Raw genomic sequence first — 13,712 nt, forward strand, 5'->3', positions numbered from 1 at the left:
CCATGCCCCTGATCGAAATCGGCCAGGCTTTGCCCGAACGCCAATACTCACCGGGCACGGTGCAGTTGTTCCTGTACAACGCGGCGATCTGGAATGCACACCGCATTCACTACGACCTGGACTACGCCCAGAAAAGCGAGGGCCACCCGGCGTTGTTGGTGGACGGCCCGTTGCAGGGTGACTGGTTGACGCAGTTGCTCTACGACTGGATGGAGGACGCGGACGAACTGGTGGCGTTCGAGTACAGCAACCGTCGCGCCGCCTATGTAGGTGATGTGTTTACCGCCAAGGGTGAGATCCATACGGTGGAGGGCAACTGCATCACGTTGCTGTTGCAGCTAGTCAATCAACAGGGCCAGGCGACCACGGTGGGTCGCGCCACGGTTCGCAAGACCTGAAGCTTCACCCCCCTTATAAAAACAACAAGCCCGAAAGGGCCGGAGGGCACCATGCAGCAACCCCTTTTACCGTCGGACAAGCAACACCTGTATGAAGTCTGGGGCGACACCATTGACGCGCGTCACCTGGCGCTGTCCATCGGCATTGGCGCAGTGGTCAGCCTCGGCGCGTATTTTGCGGCGCAACACCTGTTGCACTACGTGGTGGAGTCGGCGCAGATGGCGCGTGCCTACGCCATGTTGATCGGCATTCTCGGCTGTCTCGCCGGCGGCGCGATCAGTGCCAGGTTGTTTGCGCCCAAGCGCGATGTGCAGGAAAACGTCGCCGACCAGAGCTTTCGCGAGCAAGTGGTGGCCGATCTGCTCAAGGAGTACGGCAGCCTGGGACGCCTGGAAGATCTGTCCGCCGAGGTGATCGCGGAACTGCGTGAATTGGAGCTGTATGAGTTGTTCCGCGAAGCCCAGGCCCGCGAAGAAAATGTGCCCGTCACGTCGGCGCCCGTACTTACGGCCAGCCTCAGCGGAGGGCGCGGGTGATGGACATCTTGTTGCATGAAATCATGATGGCCTTCGCCCTCGGGCTGCTCGGCGCGGTGGTGTTTGCCGCCATCGGCCTGGTCTCCGGTACTGACGAAACCACCACCCTGGCGCCCCTGACCATGCTGGTGGTGCTCCTCGGTGCGCCTCCAGCCGGGGTGCTGACGTTCTTTCTCGCTGGAGCAGTCGCCAAGCACATGACCCATGCCGTGCCCACCGCGTTGCTGGGGATTCCCGGCGACACTTCGGCCACGGCGTTGCTTGCCGATGCGAACTACCTGCGCAAGCTCGGCGTGCCGCATATAGCCCTGCGCAAGATGATCTCCGGCGGAGCGGTGGCGGCCTTGATTGCGGTGCCGCTGTCGGTGCTGTTCGCCGTGTTGCTGGCGCCGTTTGGCGGGGTGATCAAGCAGTTCGCGCCTTGGGTGTTCCTGTGCGCCGCATTCACCATCGCCTACTTCTCGGCGGGCCGTTGGGCCGCAGTGCTGGCTCTGGTGCCGTTTGTGGTGGTGATCGTGGCGCTGCAATCACTGACGGGGCAATACGGGGTCAAGCTGTCGGTGAGCTACTTCCTGGGTATTGCCGTGGCACCGCTGATTGCCTCGCTGTTTTCGCTATTGGCTCCCAGCGAGCGCCAGCGCATGCGGCGCGATCAGTACCGGGTGTTTTCCCTGGCACCGGACGTGAAGGGCTGGAGTGGCTATTTCCCCAACCCGTTCAAGGTCATCAACCCGCGCCAGGTGCGTGTGACGGCCATGGCCGCCAGCGTGTCCAGCGCCACCTTCGTGTTCAGCCCGGTGGCGATGACGGTGATCATGGGCGAAGTGATTGGTTCGCGGATCAAGCATGCCTATGACCGCCTGACCACGGTGATCACCGCGCGTAACGGAGTGACCGAGTCGACCTACATCGCTGAAACCCTGATCCCGCTGATGGCATTCGGTTTGCCCCTGAGCCCGGTGGCAGCGGGCCCCGCTGCGCCGTTGTTCAACGCGCCACCACGGTTTTTCGTCGACAACGCCACCGGTGAAATCAACAACCTGCATAACCTGCTCAACACCTGGGAATTCCTTGGCTACGGCATGCTTGCGGTGATCGTGGCGATCCTGGTGGCTTACCCCTTCACCATGAACTTCGCCCACGGCGCGGCGGCTTATGTGGTGCGCAAGATCAGTCATGAAGCGGTGATTGCGACCTTTATCGGCCTGGTGCTGGTGATCGGTATCTGGGAAGGCGGGCTGCTCGGGCTAATGGTGATCATCACCGTGGGCTTGCTCGGCGGGTTCCTGGCGCGCTTCCTGGGGTTCAACATCGGCGTGCAATTCATGGGCTACTACACGGCGGTCCTGACGGTGCCTGCAATCATCGCGCTGACCGGCCACTAAATCCGCAACACCTCACCTCAACACTCTAGCCAGCAGATACCGGTTATCTGCGACGGGAGGCGTTTGCCTCCCAGAAAGGAATAATAAAAATGAAGATCCTTTTGCGCTCCAACCCTGTTGTGTTCACTTGCCTTGTCTTCAGCGCCGCCAGCAGTTACGCCGATGGCTTCCTGGAAGACGGCAAAGCCTCGCTGAACCTGCGTAATTTTTACCTGAACCGCAACTTTGTCGATGGCAACTACCCCCAGGCCAAGGCTGAGGAGTGGACCCAGAGCTTTATCCTTGACGCGCGCTCCGGCTACACCGCAGGCGTGGTCGGCTTTGGCGTGGACGTGCTGGGGCTGTATTCGCTGAAGCTCGATGGCGGCAAAGGCACCGCCAATACCCAATTGCTGCCGGTGCATGACGATGGGCGCCCGGCGGACGATTTCGGCCGGCTCGGCGTGGCGTTCAAGGCCAAGCTGTCGAACACCGAACTCAAGGTCGGGGAATGGGCGCCGACTTTGCCGGTGCTGCGTTCTGACGATGGCCGTTCGCTGACCCAGACCTTTCGCGGCGCGCAGTTGACCTCGAAAGAATTCAGCGGCGTGAGCCTTTACGGCGGCCAATTCCGCGCCAACAGCCCACGTAACGATGCCAGCATGGAAGACATGTTCATGGCCGGTCGCCCGGATGCCACCTCCGACCGTTTCAATTTTGGCGGGGCCGAGTACCTGTTCAACGACAAAAAAACCCAGGTCGGCGCCTGGTATTCAGAACTGGCCGACATCTACCAGCAACGCTACTTCAACTTGACCCACAGCCAACCCGTAGGCGGCTGGGTGTTGGGCGCCAACCTGGGGTTCTTCTCCGGTGCGGAGAACGGCAAGGCATTGGCCGGCAACCTGGAGAACCGCGCTTTATCGGCCATGCTTTCAGCCAAAACCGGCGCTCATACGGTCTATGTCGGGTTGCAACGGATGTCCGGCGACAACGGCTGGATGCGCGTCAATGGCACCGCCGGCACCAGCCTGGCCAACGACAGCTATAACTCCAGCTACGACGCCGCCAAAGAGCGCTCCTGGCAACTGCGCTACGACTACGACTTCGCCGCCCAAGGCTTGCCTGGCCTGACGCTGATGACGCGCTATATCCGCGGCAGCAATGCCCACGTCGGCGCACGTACCGACGGTGAAGAATGGGGGCGCGAATCAGAGTTGGCCTATGTGGTGCAGAGCGGACCGGTCAAAAACCTCAATGTGCGCTGGCGCAATTCGACCTTGCGTCGGGACTTCAGCACCAATGAGTTCGATGAAAACCGCTTGATCATCAGTTACCCGCTGTCGTTGCTGTAGTCAGGGCCGCTGCGGTTTCACCGATGTCCCGAACGTGTTGCCCATACGCACGCTGGTCGCCGCCGGGGTGGATAAACCCACCGCGTTCGGCGGCCGTTTTTCCACGGGGATGTTCTGGGCTTCGCGGTTTTTCTTCGCCGCCTTGGTCGCATTCGTATCGTTGCCCATCTGCTGGCTGAGGCAGCCATAGTCGGGCGCCTTGTAGCCATCCACGCTGACTTCGGCGCACGTGCCGGCAGCGCTCTCGGCGTGGGCGAGCACGGGCATGGCAGCGCACAGCAACAGGCTGGCGAGGGTCGGTAACAGCTTCATCGGGCCTCCTGGCAGGCCCTGAGGAGTGGGCCGGTAAGGGTTGAAAGTGTAGTGCAGCGGGCTTCTCATCACCGTGATGTTTTTTTTGCTATCACCGTAACATCAGGTTCATAAACTGGCCTCAGGATGACGGTTTTCTAGGGCGCGTCGGCCGTGCAGCGATGCAGAGCAGGGGGTGAACAGGGAGCCTGGAGGCGCGTCATGTGCGCCCTGGTCTTGCTGTTGCTGTTGGCCGGCGGTCGTACGGCGCAGGCAGAGTCACTGCTGCTGTCGTTGAACCTGCCGGCGCAAGACCTGGAACATGCACTGCAAGCCTACAGCCGCGCCACCGGGATGGCGGTGCTGGTGGACCGCGAGTTGACGCGGGGCCGGCGCTCCATCGGGGTACGCGGACGCTTTACGGCGCAAGAAGCACTGGCGATGTTGCTGACAGGGAGTGGCCTGATGGCACGTTATGCACGCAGCGATGCGTTTACCTTGCAGACCCCGCAGGTCAGCCAGCCACCGCCCACAAAAGGGGCGGCGACACGCAGCGCCGCGCGGATCAACAACAGCTACGCGACGGCATTGCAGCAAGCCATCGAGACCAGCCTGTGCCGCTCGCCGCTGACCCGGCCCGGCAGTTTTCGGGCATTGGTGCAGGTGTGGGTCAACCCGGACGGGGTGATTGAACACAGCCGGTTGGTCAGCTCTACCGGCGATGAACAACGCGATGAAGCACTGGTGCGCAACCTGAGCGCAGCCCGGGTCCAACGCCCGGCGCCGAGTTCACTGCGCCAACCGGTGACTTTACTTCTGATGCCTGACACAACAGGAACACGCATGGAATGCACAGCAGCGAAAGGAACCTGGGGCGGATGAAAAATACCGGGCACAGTACGATGGTCAGCTTGTTCCTGGCCTCCTACGAAGACTTCAAGGTGCGTTTGCGCAAGCGCCTGGGCTCGGAAGACCTGGCCAACGACGTGCTGCACGAAACCTACCTGCGGGTCGACCGCATGGACGTGCCGCCCAACCTGCAACAGCCCAACGCCTACCTGTACCGCATGGCCCTGAACATCGCCGCTGACCGCCGCCAGGCCGATGCGCGCCTGCTCACCGGCAGCGAAGTGGAAGAACTGCTGCAAAGCGCCGACGAAGCCCAGGACCCGTCGCGGGTGGTGGGCGGCCAGAAAGAGATCCAATCCCTGGTCAAGGCGCTTTACGAACTGCCCGCACGCCGTCGCAAAATCCTCATCGCCGCGCGCCTGGAAGAGGCGCCGCACCTTGAGATTTCCCAGCGTTTCGGCATCTCCACGCGCATGGTCGAGAAGGAAATCAAGGCCGCCCTGGGCCACTGTGCCAAGCGCCTCGAAAGAAAAGTGATTCAGCGGTTCGGTCCCGGGGCCGGAAAACCGTCTTAGTGTCGAGTCCCTGATAAATCCGTGAGTACGTGCGCGCTTGAATATTTTCAGCTTCCCCAACGCCCGGCCATCCGCCGCCAGCCCCCTGCACGATGAAGCCCGCGACTGGCTGCTCCTGCTGACCTCGGGCCGTGCCACCGTGGCCGATGCCAAGGCGCTCAAGGCCTGGTGCGCGCAGAGCCCGGAGCATGCCCAGGCATTCGAGCAGGCCAAGGTGCTGTGGCAAAACCTCACACCGGCCCTCGACCAGGTGGCGCAACCGCGCAGCTTTGGTCGACGGGCGTTCCTGGGCGGCGCGATTGCCGCTTCGGCCGCGGTGGTGATGGTGCGCGTCGGCGTGCCGGGTGGCTTTGCCGGGCTTACCGCGGACTATCACACTGAAGTCGGTGAGCAGCGCCAGGTGCTGTTAAGCGAGGGGATCAGCTTGGAGCTCAACACCCAGACCCGCATCAGCCGGGTGGGGCAGGGCATTGAACTGCTTGAAGGCGAAGTCGAAGTGGTCGCCCACGTTGCCCAACCGCTCAAGGTCCAGGCCGGTGACGGCTGGGTCAGCGCGGCGCAGGCGCGGTTCAACGTGCGGCATACCGATCACACCGTGTGTGTCACCTGTATCGAAGGGTCGCTGTCGGTGGACGCTGCCGGCAACAGCATGAGCCTGGGCAGTGGCCGGCAATTGACCTACAGCACTGCCGGTTTCAGTGAGGTGACGACAGTCGACACCCAGGCAGTCGTGGCCTGGCGTGAACAGGTGCTGGTGTTCAACAACGCCACATTGGCGACGGTGGTGGATGAGATCAACCGGTACCGACCTGGGATGCTTGTGCTGCTTAACAAGCAACTGGGACAGCGCCGGGTGCAGGCACGGTTCAGTCTGCAGCAGCTGGCGGGCGTGGCATTGTTGATTCGCGATGCATACGGGGCGAAGTGCACGGAGTTGCCGGGTGGGGTGGTGTTGTTGAGTTAATTCATCGACCTCAACGGCCCCACCACCTGCCGATATTTTTCCACGCCCTGAGGCGTCTGCCGCACCAGACTGATTTCCAGTCCCAGCGGATCCTCCCGACGATTTCCGCTCAATTGTCGCCATCCCTTGTCTGCGTCCCACACTCGCACCTGCAGGTCACTCACACCGGTCAACACCACCACCCCATCCTTGGCCGCCGGCAGCGGGTATCGGTCCCGCGTCGGGGCGGCGGCGCGGTACAACGAGTTGCCCTTGAGCCACCAGCGCACGCGTTGCAGCCCATCCCCGGCCATCGGAGCGCTGCGGATCACGTCCAGCCTGAAGCCCTTGCTGTCGGAGCTGCGCACGATCACGGCGGCCAGCCCTTCGGTTTTGGGCGCCTCGTCTTGCGACATATCGGTGGCGACCAGCTCAACACTGGCGCGCAAGCTGATGTCGCGCTGCATCTGGTTCAGTGCCCGCAGCAGCACCTCCGTCTGCTCACTGCTCGCCTGCAAATGCTGATCAGCGCGCGTCACGCTGTCCAGCCCGCGCCAGGCGATCAGACTGACCACCGCCATGAGCATGATCGCCACCATCACTTCGATCAGGGTGAAGCCTTGCTGGGAGGTGTTCATGGTTGACTCACTACGCGCATCAAGCCGGCGGTGTTGCGTTGCAGGCTGAGGCTGTGTTGCCCGTCGGACAGCACCACCCGCAGCGGTGGGTTGATCCATTCGGCATTGAGCACCAGGGTTTGCCGGGGTTCGATGTTGATCTGCATGGGCGTGCTTTCCCAGAGGCGCGGCCGCAGTTGGGTGTCGCCCTGGAAAGACTCCACGCTCCTCCCATCATCGCTGCGGCGGTTGAAACCAAAGCCCTTGGCATCCGCACGCCAGGTGATGGGACGGCCGTCGGCGTGGGCTTCGGCCTGGGCGACTTGCAGCAACTGGCTCAGGCGCTCGGCGTCTTTGCGCAGCAGGTGCAGCGGGTCGGGTTTGATCGTGAGGCTGATGGCGGCGCTGGCGATGCCGATGATCACCAGCACCACCATCAGCTCAATCAGGGTGAAACCTTGCTGTTTCATCGCGGGCTTCCTGGAGAACTGGGGAGTCTGTGAAATAAAAGCGTGCGAATTGATCTGTAGGCTGGTGCGACGGACAAACAGGAGGTCCTCCCCATGGCATTTGCCCATCGTTTCACCCTGGCCCACGGCGTGCAGGCGCTGGGTGTGCTGGCCGCCCTGGCGGGCGTGGCGGTATGGACGCCGCTGCTGCTCACCAGCGCCGAATCCCACACGCCCCAAGCCACGCCCCAGGCACTCGCGGCGCGCAGCGATAACCCGGCGCTGCAATGGTTTTCCAATGCGCCGACGGCGCTGCAGGTGAAGGTCACGGGTGTGCTGGCGGGCGCCCGTGGTGCGGTGGCGATCCTCAGTCTCAACGACGGACCGCCGCGCAGCTTTCTATTGGGCGAGCGGCTCAGCCCCAGCGTGCGGTTGACGGCCATCGAAGGCGATGGAGTCGAGATCGAGCGCGGTGGCGAGAAGCTGCGCGTCAACCTCGACAAGTTGCCGGACGGCCCTGCGCTGCCGCTGCTCACTCGGCCATGACCTGGGTGTCCAGCCGCGCCAGGGGTGGCGCTTCGCGGCTGGCGTCGAGCACCTGCAGGTTGACCTGAAACAGGCGGCCATCGGCGTTGATGGTCTGCTCGCAACGCAGTTTCAGGCGGCCTTGATCGCACTCGAAGGTCTTCTTGCCGCTGCGCAAGTGGCCTTCCAGGCGCAGTTCCGCCAGGCGACTCTGCGCCGCCAGCAACGCGATCGATTTATCCCGCAGCAAGCCGTTGCTCTGGGTCATCAGCCCGGCCACGCGCACGGCGGCGGCCATGGCCACGGCGATGATCGCCAGCGCCACCAGCACCTCGATCAGGGTAAAACCTTGCTCCTTGCGACGGCCGTACATGGTGCTCTCAAAGCCGGGAAACAGGCCCGCAGACTAGCGCCGGCAGTTGACCGATTGGCGACCGAAACTCCCGAGGATTTTCAATACGACTGACATGTGTTCTTGCAACACTGCGCCACGAATTGCACTCAAGCCAAGGAATGTCGAGATGGATATCGCGCGCCTAACGTCCCCATTGCCAGGCCCTCGCGGGCAGCGTGGCTTCACCTTGATCGAGATCATGGTGGTGGTGGTCATCCTCGGGATCCTGGCCGCCATGGTGGTGCCCAAGGTGCTGGACCGGCCGGACCAGGCAAGGGCCACGGCGGCCAAGCAGGACATCGGTGGGTTGATGCAGGCGCTGAAACTCTATCGGCTCGACCACGGTACCTACCCGAACATGAACCAAGGTCTGAAAGTGCTGGTGGAGCGCCCGGCGGACGCGAAGAACAGCAACTGGCGCGCCTACCTGGAACGGTTGCCCAACGACCCGTGGGGCAACCCTTATCACTACCTTAACCCAGGCGCCAACGGTGAGGTCGATGTGTTCTCCCTCGGTGCCGACGGCCAGCCGGATGGCGAGGGTGTGAATGCCGATATCGGCTCCTGGCAGCTGTAAGGCCCATTATGAAACGGTATTCGCCCCCAGCGGCGAAGCAGCGCGGCATGGCGATTATCAGCGCCTTGCTGATCGCTGCGGTGGTCGCCGTGTTGGCCGGCGCCATGCTCACGCGCCAGACCGTGTTCACCCGCGGCCTGGAAGCCGAGCAGCTGCGCATCCAGGGCCAGTGGTTGTTGCAGGGTGGCCTTGAGCGCAGCCGACAGATGCTCTGGGACGCACGCCAGAAGGACGTGCTGACCCGCCTGGACCAGCCTTGGGCCCGCGCTCAAAGGGGCGAATTTGAGGGCCGGATCGAGGACGAGCAGGGCAAGTTCAACCTGCGCAACCTGGTCAATCGCCAGCAGGTGGATGCCGAACAGTTACAGAGTTTCGAGCGGCTGTGCCGGCTGATCGGCGTCGATCCGGCCGTGAGTCGGCGCATAAGCCAGCGGGTGATTGCCTCTTATGAACCGCCTGCCAAATACCCGATGCTACGCAGCCTGGATGACCTGAGTGGGATTGAAGGCCTCAACCCCGTCATGTTGCAGCGCATGCAGGCCTACATCAGCGTGTTGCCCGGCCAGACCTGGATCAACGGCAACACCGCCAGCGCCGAAGTGCTCAGCGCGGTGGTGCCGCAGCTCAGCCTGTCCCAGGCCCACGGGCTGGTGGCCGAGCGCGACAGTGGGCAGTGGTTCATCAACCGTGGGGATTTTGTCAATCGCCTGCGGCTGCCCCAAGTGGCGGTGGACACAGTCCAGGTGGGCATCACCAGTGAATGGTTTCGCGTGCAGGGCCAGGCCCGGCGCGAGCAGCGGCGGGTGACGATCGACGCGTTGTTGCATCGCCCGGAAGACCGGCAGCCGCGCGTCATCTGGTCGCGGGTGGGCGTATGAAACGCCTGCGCATCGGCTTGCCGCCCCTGGATCAATTGACCGCTGACAGCAGGGTCAGATTTGCCTGGTTGGAGCGTGGCGCAGTGATTGAAGAGGGGTATGAAAGCCTGACGCAATTGGCTACATCCCGCCAGGCAATCGACTGTTTCCTGCATCCGCGCGACAGCCTGCTTACCAGCCTGGAGCTGCCACCACTACCCGCCGCGAAAACGGCGGCGGCGGTGGCCTGCGCGGCGCAGGCGCTGATCCTCGGCCCGGTCGAACAGATGCAGGTGGCCCACGGCCCGCGCGAAAACGACGGGCGCGTGCACGTCGCGTGGGTGCCCAAGGCCGGGTTGGCGCGGCTCGCGCAACTGCCAATCAAACTACGCGGTCTGTACCCGGCGCCTTATGCCTTGCCGGTGAGTGCTGCTGCGTTGGATGACGGCTATCTGTTGACACGTGACAGCCTGCAACAAGGCGCGGTGCACCCACTCGGCTTGCAGGCGCTGGATGTGCAACTGGTAGACGCGGCGCAGCGTTGGAGTGGGCCTGTACCCACTTGGGGCTTGCACGGCGGTCTCATCCAGCCTTCGACCGTTGGATGGGGCCGGGCGCTGGCCTGTGTCGCGCTCGCCACCGCCATCTGGACCCTCGGCCTCAACCTGTACGCCGCACGTCAGGTAGAGGACGGCCAACGCCTTAAAGCCTTGATGAGCCAACAGGTGCGTCAAGCGTTTCCTGAGTTGCCAGTGGTGCTCAACCCCCTGCAGCAAGCTCGACAGCAATTGGCCGCCCGCCGGACCGGTGCGGCCGCCGACCCCGGCCAACGCTTTACCAGCCTGCTGCAATTGGCCGGCAGCAACCTGCCGTTCATGGTCGGCAGCGTCGACAACCTGAGCTTTGAGCAGGGGCGTCTGCATGTGGCATTGCTCGCTGACAGTCGTAACCCGGTCGCCGAGGGTGAATGGCAGGCGACGCTGGCCCAGGCCGGGTTTACCGCCAGCCGCGATGAGCATGCCTGGACGATTGCCCCGGCCCAGGCCGCAGAGAAGCCAGGAGCCGGCGATGAATAAAGTACAGCGAGTGCGCAGCCAGGCCCAGGTGTTCTGGAACGGCCTGGCCCTGCGCGAAAAACGCTTGCTCGGTGGTGCCGGGCTGGTGCTGGCGAGCTTGCTGACCTGGCTGGTGCTGGTGCAGCCCGCGCTGAAGAAGATCGATTACTGGCAGGCCGAAACCCCCAAGCTGCGCGCCCAGGCCGCAGCCTTGCAGGTGTTGTTGCAGGATGTCGCCGCGCCCCGTCAGGGTGACGAAACCACCCTGCGCCAGGCCTTGGATGGCGCGGGTCTGCAAGGCCATTACCAGTTGCAGGCGCTGGAACCCACGGGGTGGCGGCTGACCTTCGACAACGCGCCGGCCGATGCCGTGGTGGGTTGGTTGCTGGGCAATACCCGTTCGTTTTCCCTGGAGGTGTCTGAGGCGCGATTGCAGCGCACCCTCGACACCGTCGACAACTCGGCCGGCACTGTGTCCGGGACCGTTCGCATGGATCAGGCGCTTGGCGCTAAGGAAGCTTCATGAAGTGGTCAGTTCCCCCGTTTCGTCTGGTCGCGCCGCTGCTGGTGCTGGCCCTGAGTGCGTGCAGCAGCCAGCAGGCGCCCAAGCCGTTGCTGGTGGACAGCGAGCTCGGCCAACCGCTGACCGAGACGCGTAGCAACGGCGAGACCTTGCAAGATCGTCTGCGCGAACCTGTCCCCAAAGCTCCCGTACAACACCGGGTCACCAACAGCGCACGCGGCCATGCCCCGGCGGTGGTCAAGGCACGCAACCCGTTGGGTGACCAGCCAGTCCAGCTCAACTTCGTCGACGCCGATATCCAGGCGGTGGTACGCGCACTGTCCCGCGCCACCGGCCAGCAATTCCTGGTGGACCCGCGTGTGAAGGGCAACCTCACCCTGGTCAGCGAAGGCCAGGTGCCGGCGCATCAGGCCTACGACATGCTGCTGGCGGCGCTGCGCATGCAGGGCTTCAGCGTGGTCGACGTCGGCGGTGTGGCCCAGGTGGTGCCCGAAGCCGATGCCAAATTGCTCGGTGGGCCGATCTACAGCGCCGGCAGCAGCGGCATGCAGACCCGCACGTTCCGCCTGCAATATGAGAACGCGGTGAACCTGATCCCGGTGCTGCGCCCCATCGTGTCGCCGAACAACCCGATCAACGCCTACCCCGGCAACAACAGCATCGTGATCACCGACTACGCGGAAAACCTGGCGCGGGTGGCGCAGATCATCAACGGCATCGACACGCCCAGCGCCATCGACACCGACGTGGTGATGGTGCAGAACGGCATCGCCGTGGACATCGCCGCCATGGTCTCCGAACTGCTGGAAACCCAGGGCGCCGACCAGACCCAGAAGATCAACGTGATCGGCGACCCGCGCTCCAACTCGATCATCATCCGCTCCGGCAGCCCGGAGCGTACCGAGCTGGCGCGCAACCTGATCTACAAACTCGACAACGCCCAGAGCAACCCCAGCAACATGCACGTGGTGTACCTGCGCAACGCCCAGGCGGGCAAATTGGCGCAATCGCTGCGTGGGTTGTTGACCGGCGAAAGCGATTCCGGCGTCAGCGACGACGCGCGTGGCAAGCTCAGCGCCATGGGCGGCAATGGCAAGAACAGCCAAGGCGCGGGCAACGCGCAAAACAGCAGCGGCACACCCACCGGGAGTGGTGTGCAATCCGGTTACGGTCAATCCACGGGTTCAACCGACACCGCCAGTGGTACCTCCAAAGATCAGGACACCGCGTTCAGCGCCGGGGGTGTGACCATCCAGGCCGACGCCACCACCAACACCTTGCTGATCTCTGCACCGGACCCGCTGTACCGCAACCTGCGTGAAGTCATCGACATGCTCGACCAGCGCCGCGCCCAGGTGGTGATCGAAAGCCTGATCGTGGAAGTCGGCGAAGACGATGCCACTGAGTTTGGCGTGCAGTGGCAGGCCGGCAATCTCGGTGGCAAGGGTGGGTTTGGTGGCGTGAATCTCGGCGGCAGCGGCGTAAATGGCAAGCCGGGTAGCCCCACCAGTATCGACGTGTTGCCCAAGGGGCTGAACGTGGGCCTGGTCAACGGAACCGTGGATATTCCTGGTATCGGCAAGGTGCTCGACCTCAAGGTGTTGGCGCGTGCGCTGAAGAGCAAGGGTGGCACCAACGTGTTGTCGACGCCGAACCTGCTGACGCTGGACAACGAAGCGGCGAGTATTTTTGTGGGGCAGACGATTCCGTTTGTCACCGGCAGTTATGTGACTGGCGGCGGGGGCACCAGCAACAACCCGTTCCAGACGGTGCAGCGTGAGGAGGTGGGGTTGAAGCTGAATGTGCGACCACAGATTTCCGAGGGCGGTACGGTGAAGCTGGATATCTACCAGGAGGTCAGTACGGTGGATACGCGGGCGTCGGTGGAGGCAGGGACGGTGACCAACAAGCGGGCGATCGATACCAGTATTTTGCTGGATGACGGGCAGATCATGGTGCTCGGCGGGTTGCTGCAGGATGGGTATAGCCAGAGTAATGATGCGGTGCCGTGGTTGTCGGATATTCCAGGGTTGGGGGCGTTGTTCAGGAATGAAAAGCGCAGTGTGAACAAGACCAATCTGATGGTGTTTTTGCGGCCTTATATTATTCGGGACAGTGGGGCGGGGCGCAGTATTACGTTGAATCGGTATGAGTTTATGCGGCGGGCGCAAGGGGGGTTGCAGCCGGAGCATAGTTGGGCGATGCCGGATGTGCAGGCGCCGCAGTTGCCTTCGGTGGAGAAGGCGATTCCTCGGGGGCGGCCTTGAAGGTCTTGACCGTGTACATATCCGTTGCTGCGGTAACGGCGGCTTATGGTTCCGCTCTTACAGCGGGTCACTTTTGGAAGGACCCAAAAGTAACCAAAAGGTCCTCGCCCCACCACTCGGCACCTCGCCTAGGCTC

General features: G+C 63.2%; 17 protein-coding genes. 13 read left to right on the plus strand and 4 right to left on the minus strand.

Annotated elements, in window-relative coordinates; translation table 11 throughout:
- The first annotated feature begins 2 nt into the window (after positions 1–2).
- From WH299_RS18950 to WH299_RS18965, 4 genes are all read left to right on the plus strand, one after another.
- Entirely contained in the window at positions 3–398 is a 396-nt protein-coding gene (locus WH299_RS18950) for a hypothetical protein (RefSeq protein ID WP_123474083.1), read from the plus strand.
- A gap of 51 nt (positions 399–449) precedes the next feature.
- Positions 450–935, plus strand: a complete 486-nt coding sequence (locus tag WH299_RS18955; protein WP_126571193.1) for a hypothetical protein — start codon at positions 450–452, stop codon at positions 933–935.
- Complete coding sequence (locus tag WH299_RS18960) at positions 935–2,320, plus strand: tripartite tricarboxylate transporter permease (protein ID WP_177002930.1); 1,386 nt, start codon at positions 935–937, stop codon at positions 2,318–2,320. The genes WH299_RS18955 and WH299_RS18960 overlap by 1 nt, the downstream gene beginning before the upstream one ends.
- A gap of 89 nt (positions 2,321–2,409) precedes the next feature.
- The gene (locus tag WH299_RS18965; protein WP_126571194.1) at positions 2,410–3,654 is read left to right on the plus strand and encodes an OprD family porin; all 1,245 of its coding nucleotides are present in this window, start codon (positions 2,410–2,412) and stop codon (positions 3,652–3,654) included.
- Here WH299_RS18965 and WH299_RS18970 read toward each other — a convergent pair whose 3' ends face one another.
- Entirely contained in the window at positions 3,655–3,966 is a 312-nt protein-coding gene (locus WH299_RS18970; protein ID WP_016980119.1) for a hypothetical protein, read from the minus strand.
- Between the two features lie 201 nt (positions 3,967–4,167).
- On the opposite strand from WH299_RS18970, the gene WH299_RS18975 reads away from it, so the two are divergent.
- From WH299_RS18975 to WH299_RS18985, 3 genes are read left to right on the plus strand one after another with little or no spacing between them, the layout of a single operon-like run.
- Positions 4,168–4,827, plus strand: a complete 660-nt coding sequence (locus WH299_RS18975) for a secretin and TonB N-terminal domain-containing protein (RefSeq protein ID WP_178083564.1) — start codon at positions 4,168–4,170, stop codon at positions 4,825–4,827.
- Positions 4,824–5,369, plus strand: coding sequence for an RNA polymerase sigma factor (locus tag WH299_RS18980; RefSeq protein ID WP_016980117.1), 546 nt, complete (start codon positions 4,824–4,826; stop codon positions 5,367–5,369). The genes WH299_RS18975 and WH299_RS18980 overlap by 4 nt, the downstream gene beginning before the upstream one ends.
- A 37-nt stretch (positions 5,370–5,406) precedes the next feature.
- Positions 5,407–6,333: a FecR family protein gene (locus WH299_RS18985; protein WP_123474080.1), complete on the plus strand. Its 927-nt coding sequence runs from the start codon at positions 5,407–5,409 to the stop codon at positions 6,331–6,333.
- Here the strand turns inward: WH299_RS18985 and WH299_RS18990 are convergent.
- Positions 6,330–6,950, minus strand: coding sequence for a type II secretion system protein GspJ (locus WH299_RS18990; protein ID WP_339551012.1), 621 nt, complete (start codon positions 6,948–6,950; stop codon positions 6,330–6,332). The genes WH299_RS18985 and WH299_RS18990 overlap by 4 nt on opposite strands.
- Positions 6,947–7,399 carry a GspH/FimT family pseudopilin gene (locus tag WH299_RS18995; protein WP_339551013.1) on the minus strand — a complete coding sequence of 151 codons (453 nt, stop codon included), beginning with the start codon at positions 7,397–7,399 and terminating at the stop codon, positions 6,947–6,949. Before WH299_RS18995 ends, WH299_RS18990 begins: the two co-directional genes overlap by 4 nt.
- A 93-nt stretch (positions 7,400–7,492) precedes the next feature.
- On the opposite strand from WH299_RS18995, the gene WH299_RS19000 reads away from it, so the two are divergent.
- Complete coding sequence (locus tag WH299_RS19000; protein WP_126571198.1) at positions 7,493–7,924, plus strand: type II secretion system protein N; 432 nt, start codon at positions 7,493–7,495, stop codon at positions 7,922–7,924.
- On the opposite strand, the gene gspI is transcribed toward WH299_RS19000, so the two are convergent.
- A complete protein-coding gene (gspI, locus tag WH299_RS19005) occupies positions 7,911–8,276 on the minus strand; it encodes a type II secretion system minor pseudopilin GspI (RefSeq protein WP_068933882.1) in 366 nt (121 codons plus the stop codon). The genes WH299_RS19000 and gspI overlap by 14 nt on opposite strands.
- Positions 8,277–8,424: 148 nt before the next feature.
- Here gspI and gspG point away from each other — a divergent pair, with 148 nt between their 5' ends.
- Genes gspG through gspD form a run of 5 tightly spaced genes read left to right on the plus strand, consistent with a single transcriptional unit; the run spans position 8,425 to position 13,576 of the window.
- Positions 8,425–8,874, plus strand: coding sequence for a type II secretion system major pseudopilin GspG (gene gspG, locus WH299_RS19010; protein ID WP_028619764.1), 450 nt, complete (start codon positions 8,425–8,427; stop codon positions 8,872–8,874).
- Between the two features lie 8 nt (positions 8,875–8,882).
- The gene (gene gspK, locus WH299_RS19015; protein WP_158628960.1) at positions 8,883–9,752 is read left to right on the plus strand and encodes a type II secretion system minor pseudopilin GspK; all 870 of its coding nucleotides are present in this window, start codon (positions 8,883–8,885) and stop codon (positions 9,750–9,752) included.
- Positions 9,749–10,807 (plus strand): type II secretion system protein GspL, encoded by a 1,059-nt coding sequence (gspL, locus tag WH299_RS19020; RefSeq protein WP_339551016.1) that lies wholly within the window; start codon positions 9,749–9,751, stop codon positions 10,805–10,807. The genes gspK and gspL overlap by 4 nt, the downstream gene beginning before the upstream one ends.
- A complete protein-coding gene (gspM, locus tag WH299_RS19025; RefSeq protein ID WP_122724557.1) occupies positions 10,800–11,312 on the plus strand; it encodes a type II secretion system protein GspM in 513 nt (170 codons plus the stop codon). Before gspL ends, gspM begins: the two co-directional genes overlap by 8 nt.
- Complete coding sequence (gene gspD, locus WH299_RS19030; protein ID WP_339551017.1) at positions 11,309–13,576, plus strand: type II secretion system secretin GspD; 2,268 nt, start codon at positions 11,309–11,311, stop codon at positions 13,574–13,576. The genes gspM and gspD overlap by 4 nt, the downstream gene beginning before the upstream one ends.
- Positions 13,577–13,712: the final 136 nt, after the last annotated feature.

Source organism: Pseudomonas sp. MYb541, assembly GCF_037479595.1.
In the GTDB taxonomy this organism is placed as follows: Bacteria; Pseudomonadota; Gammaproteobacteria; order Pseudomonadales; family Pseudomonadaceae; genus Aquipseudomonas; species Aquipseudomonas canadensis.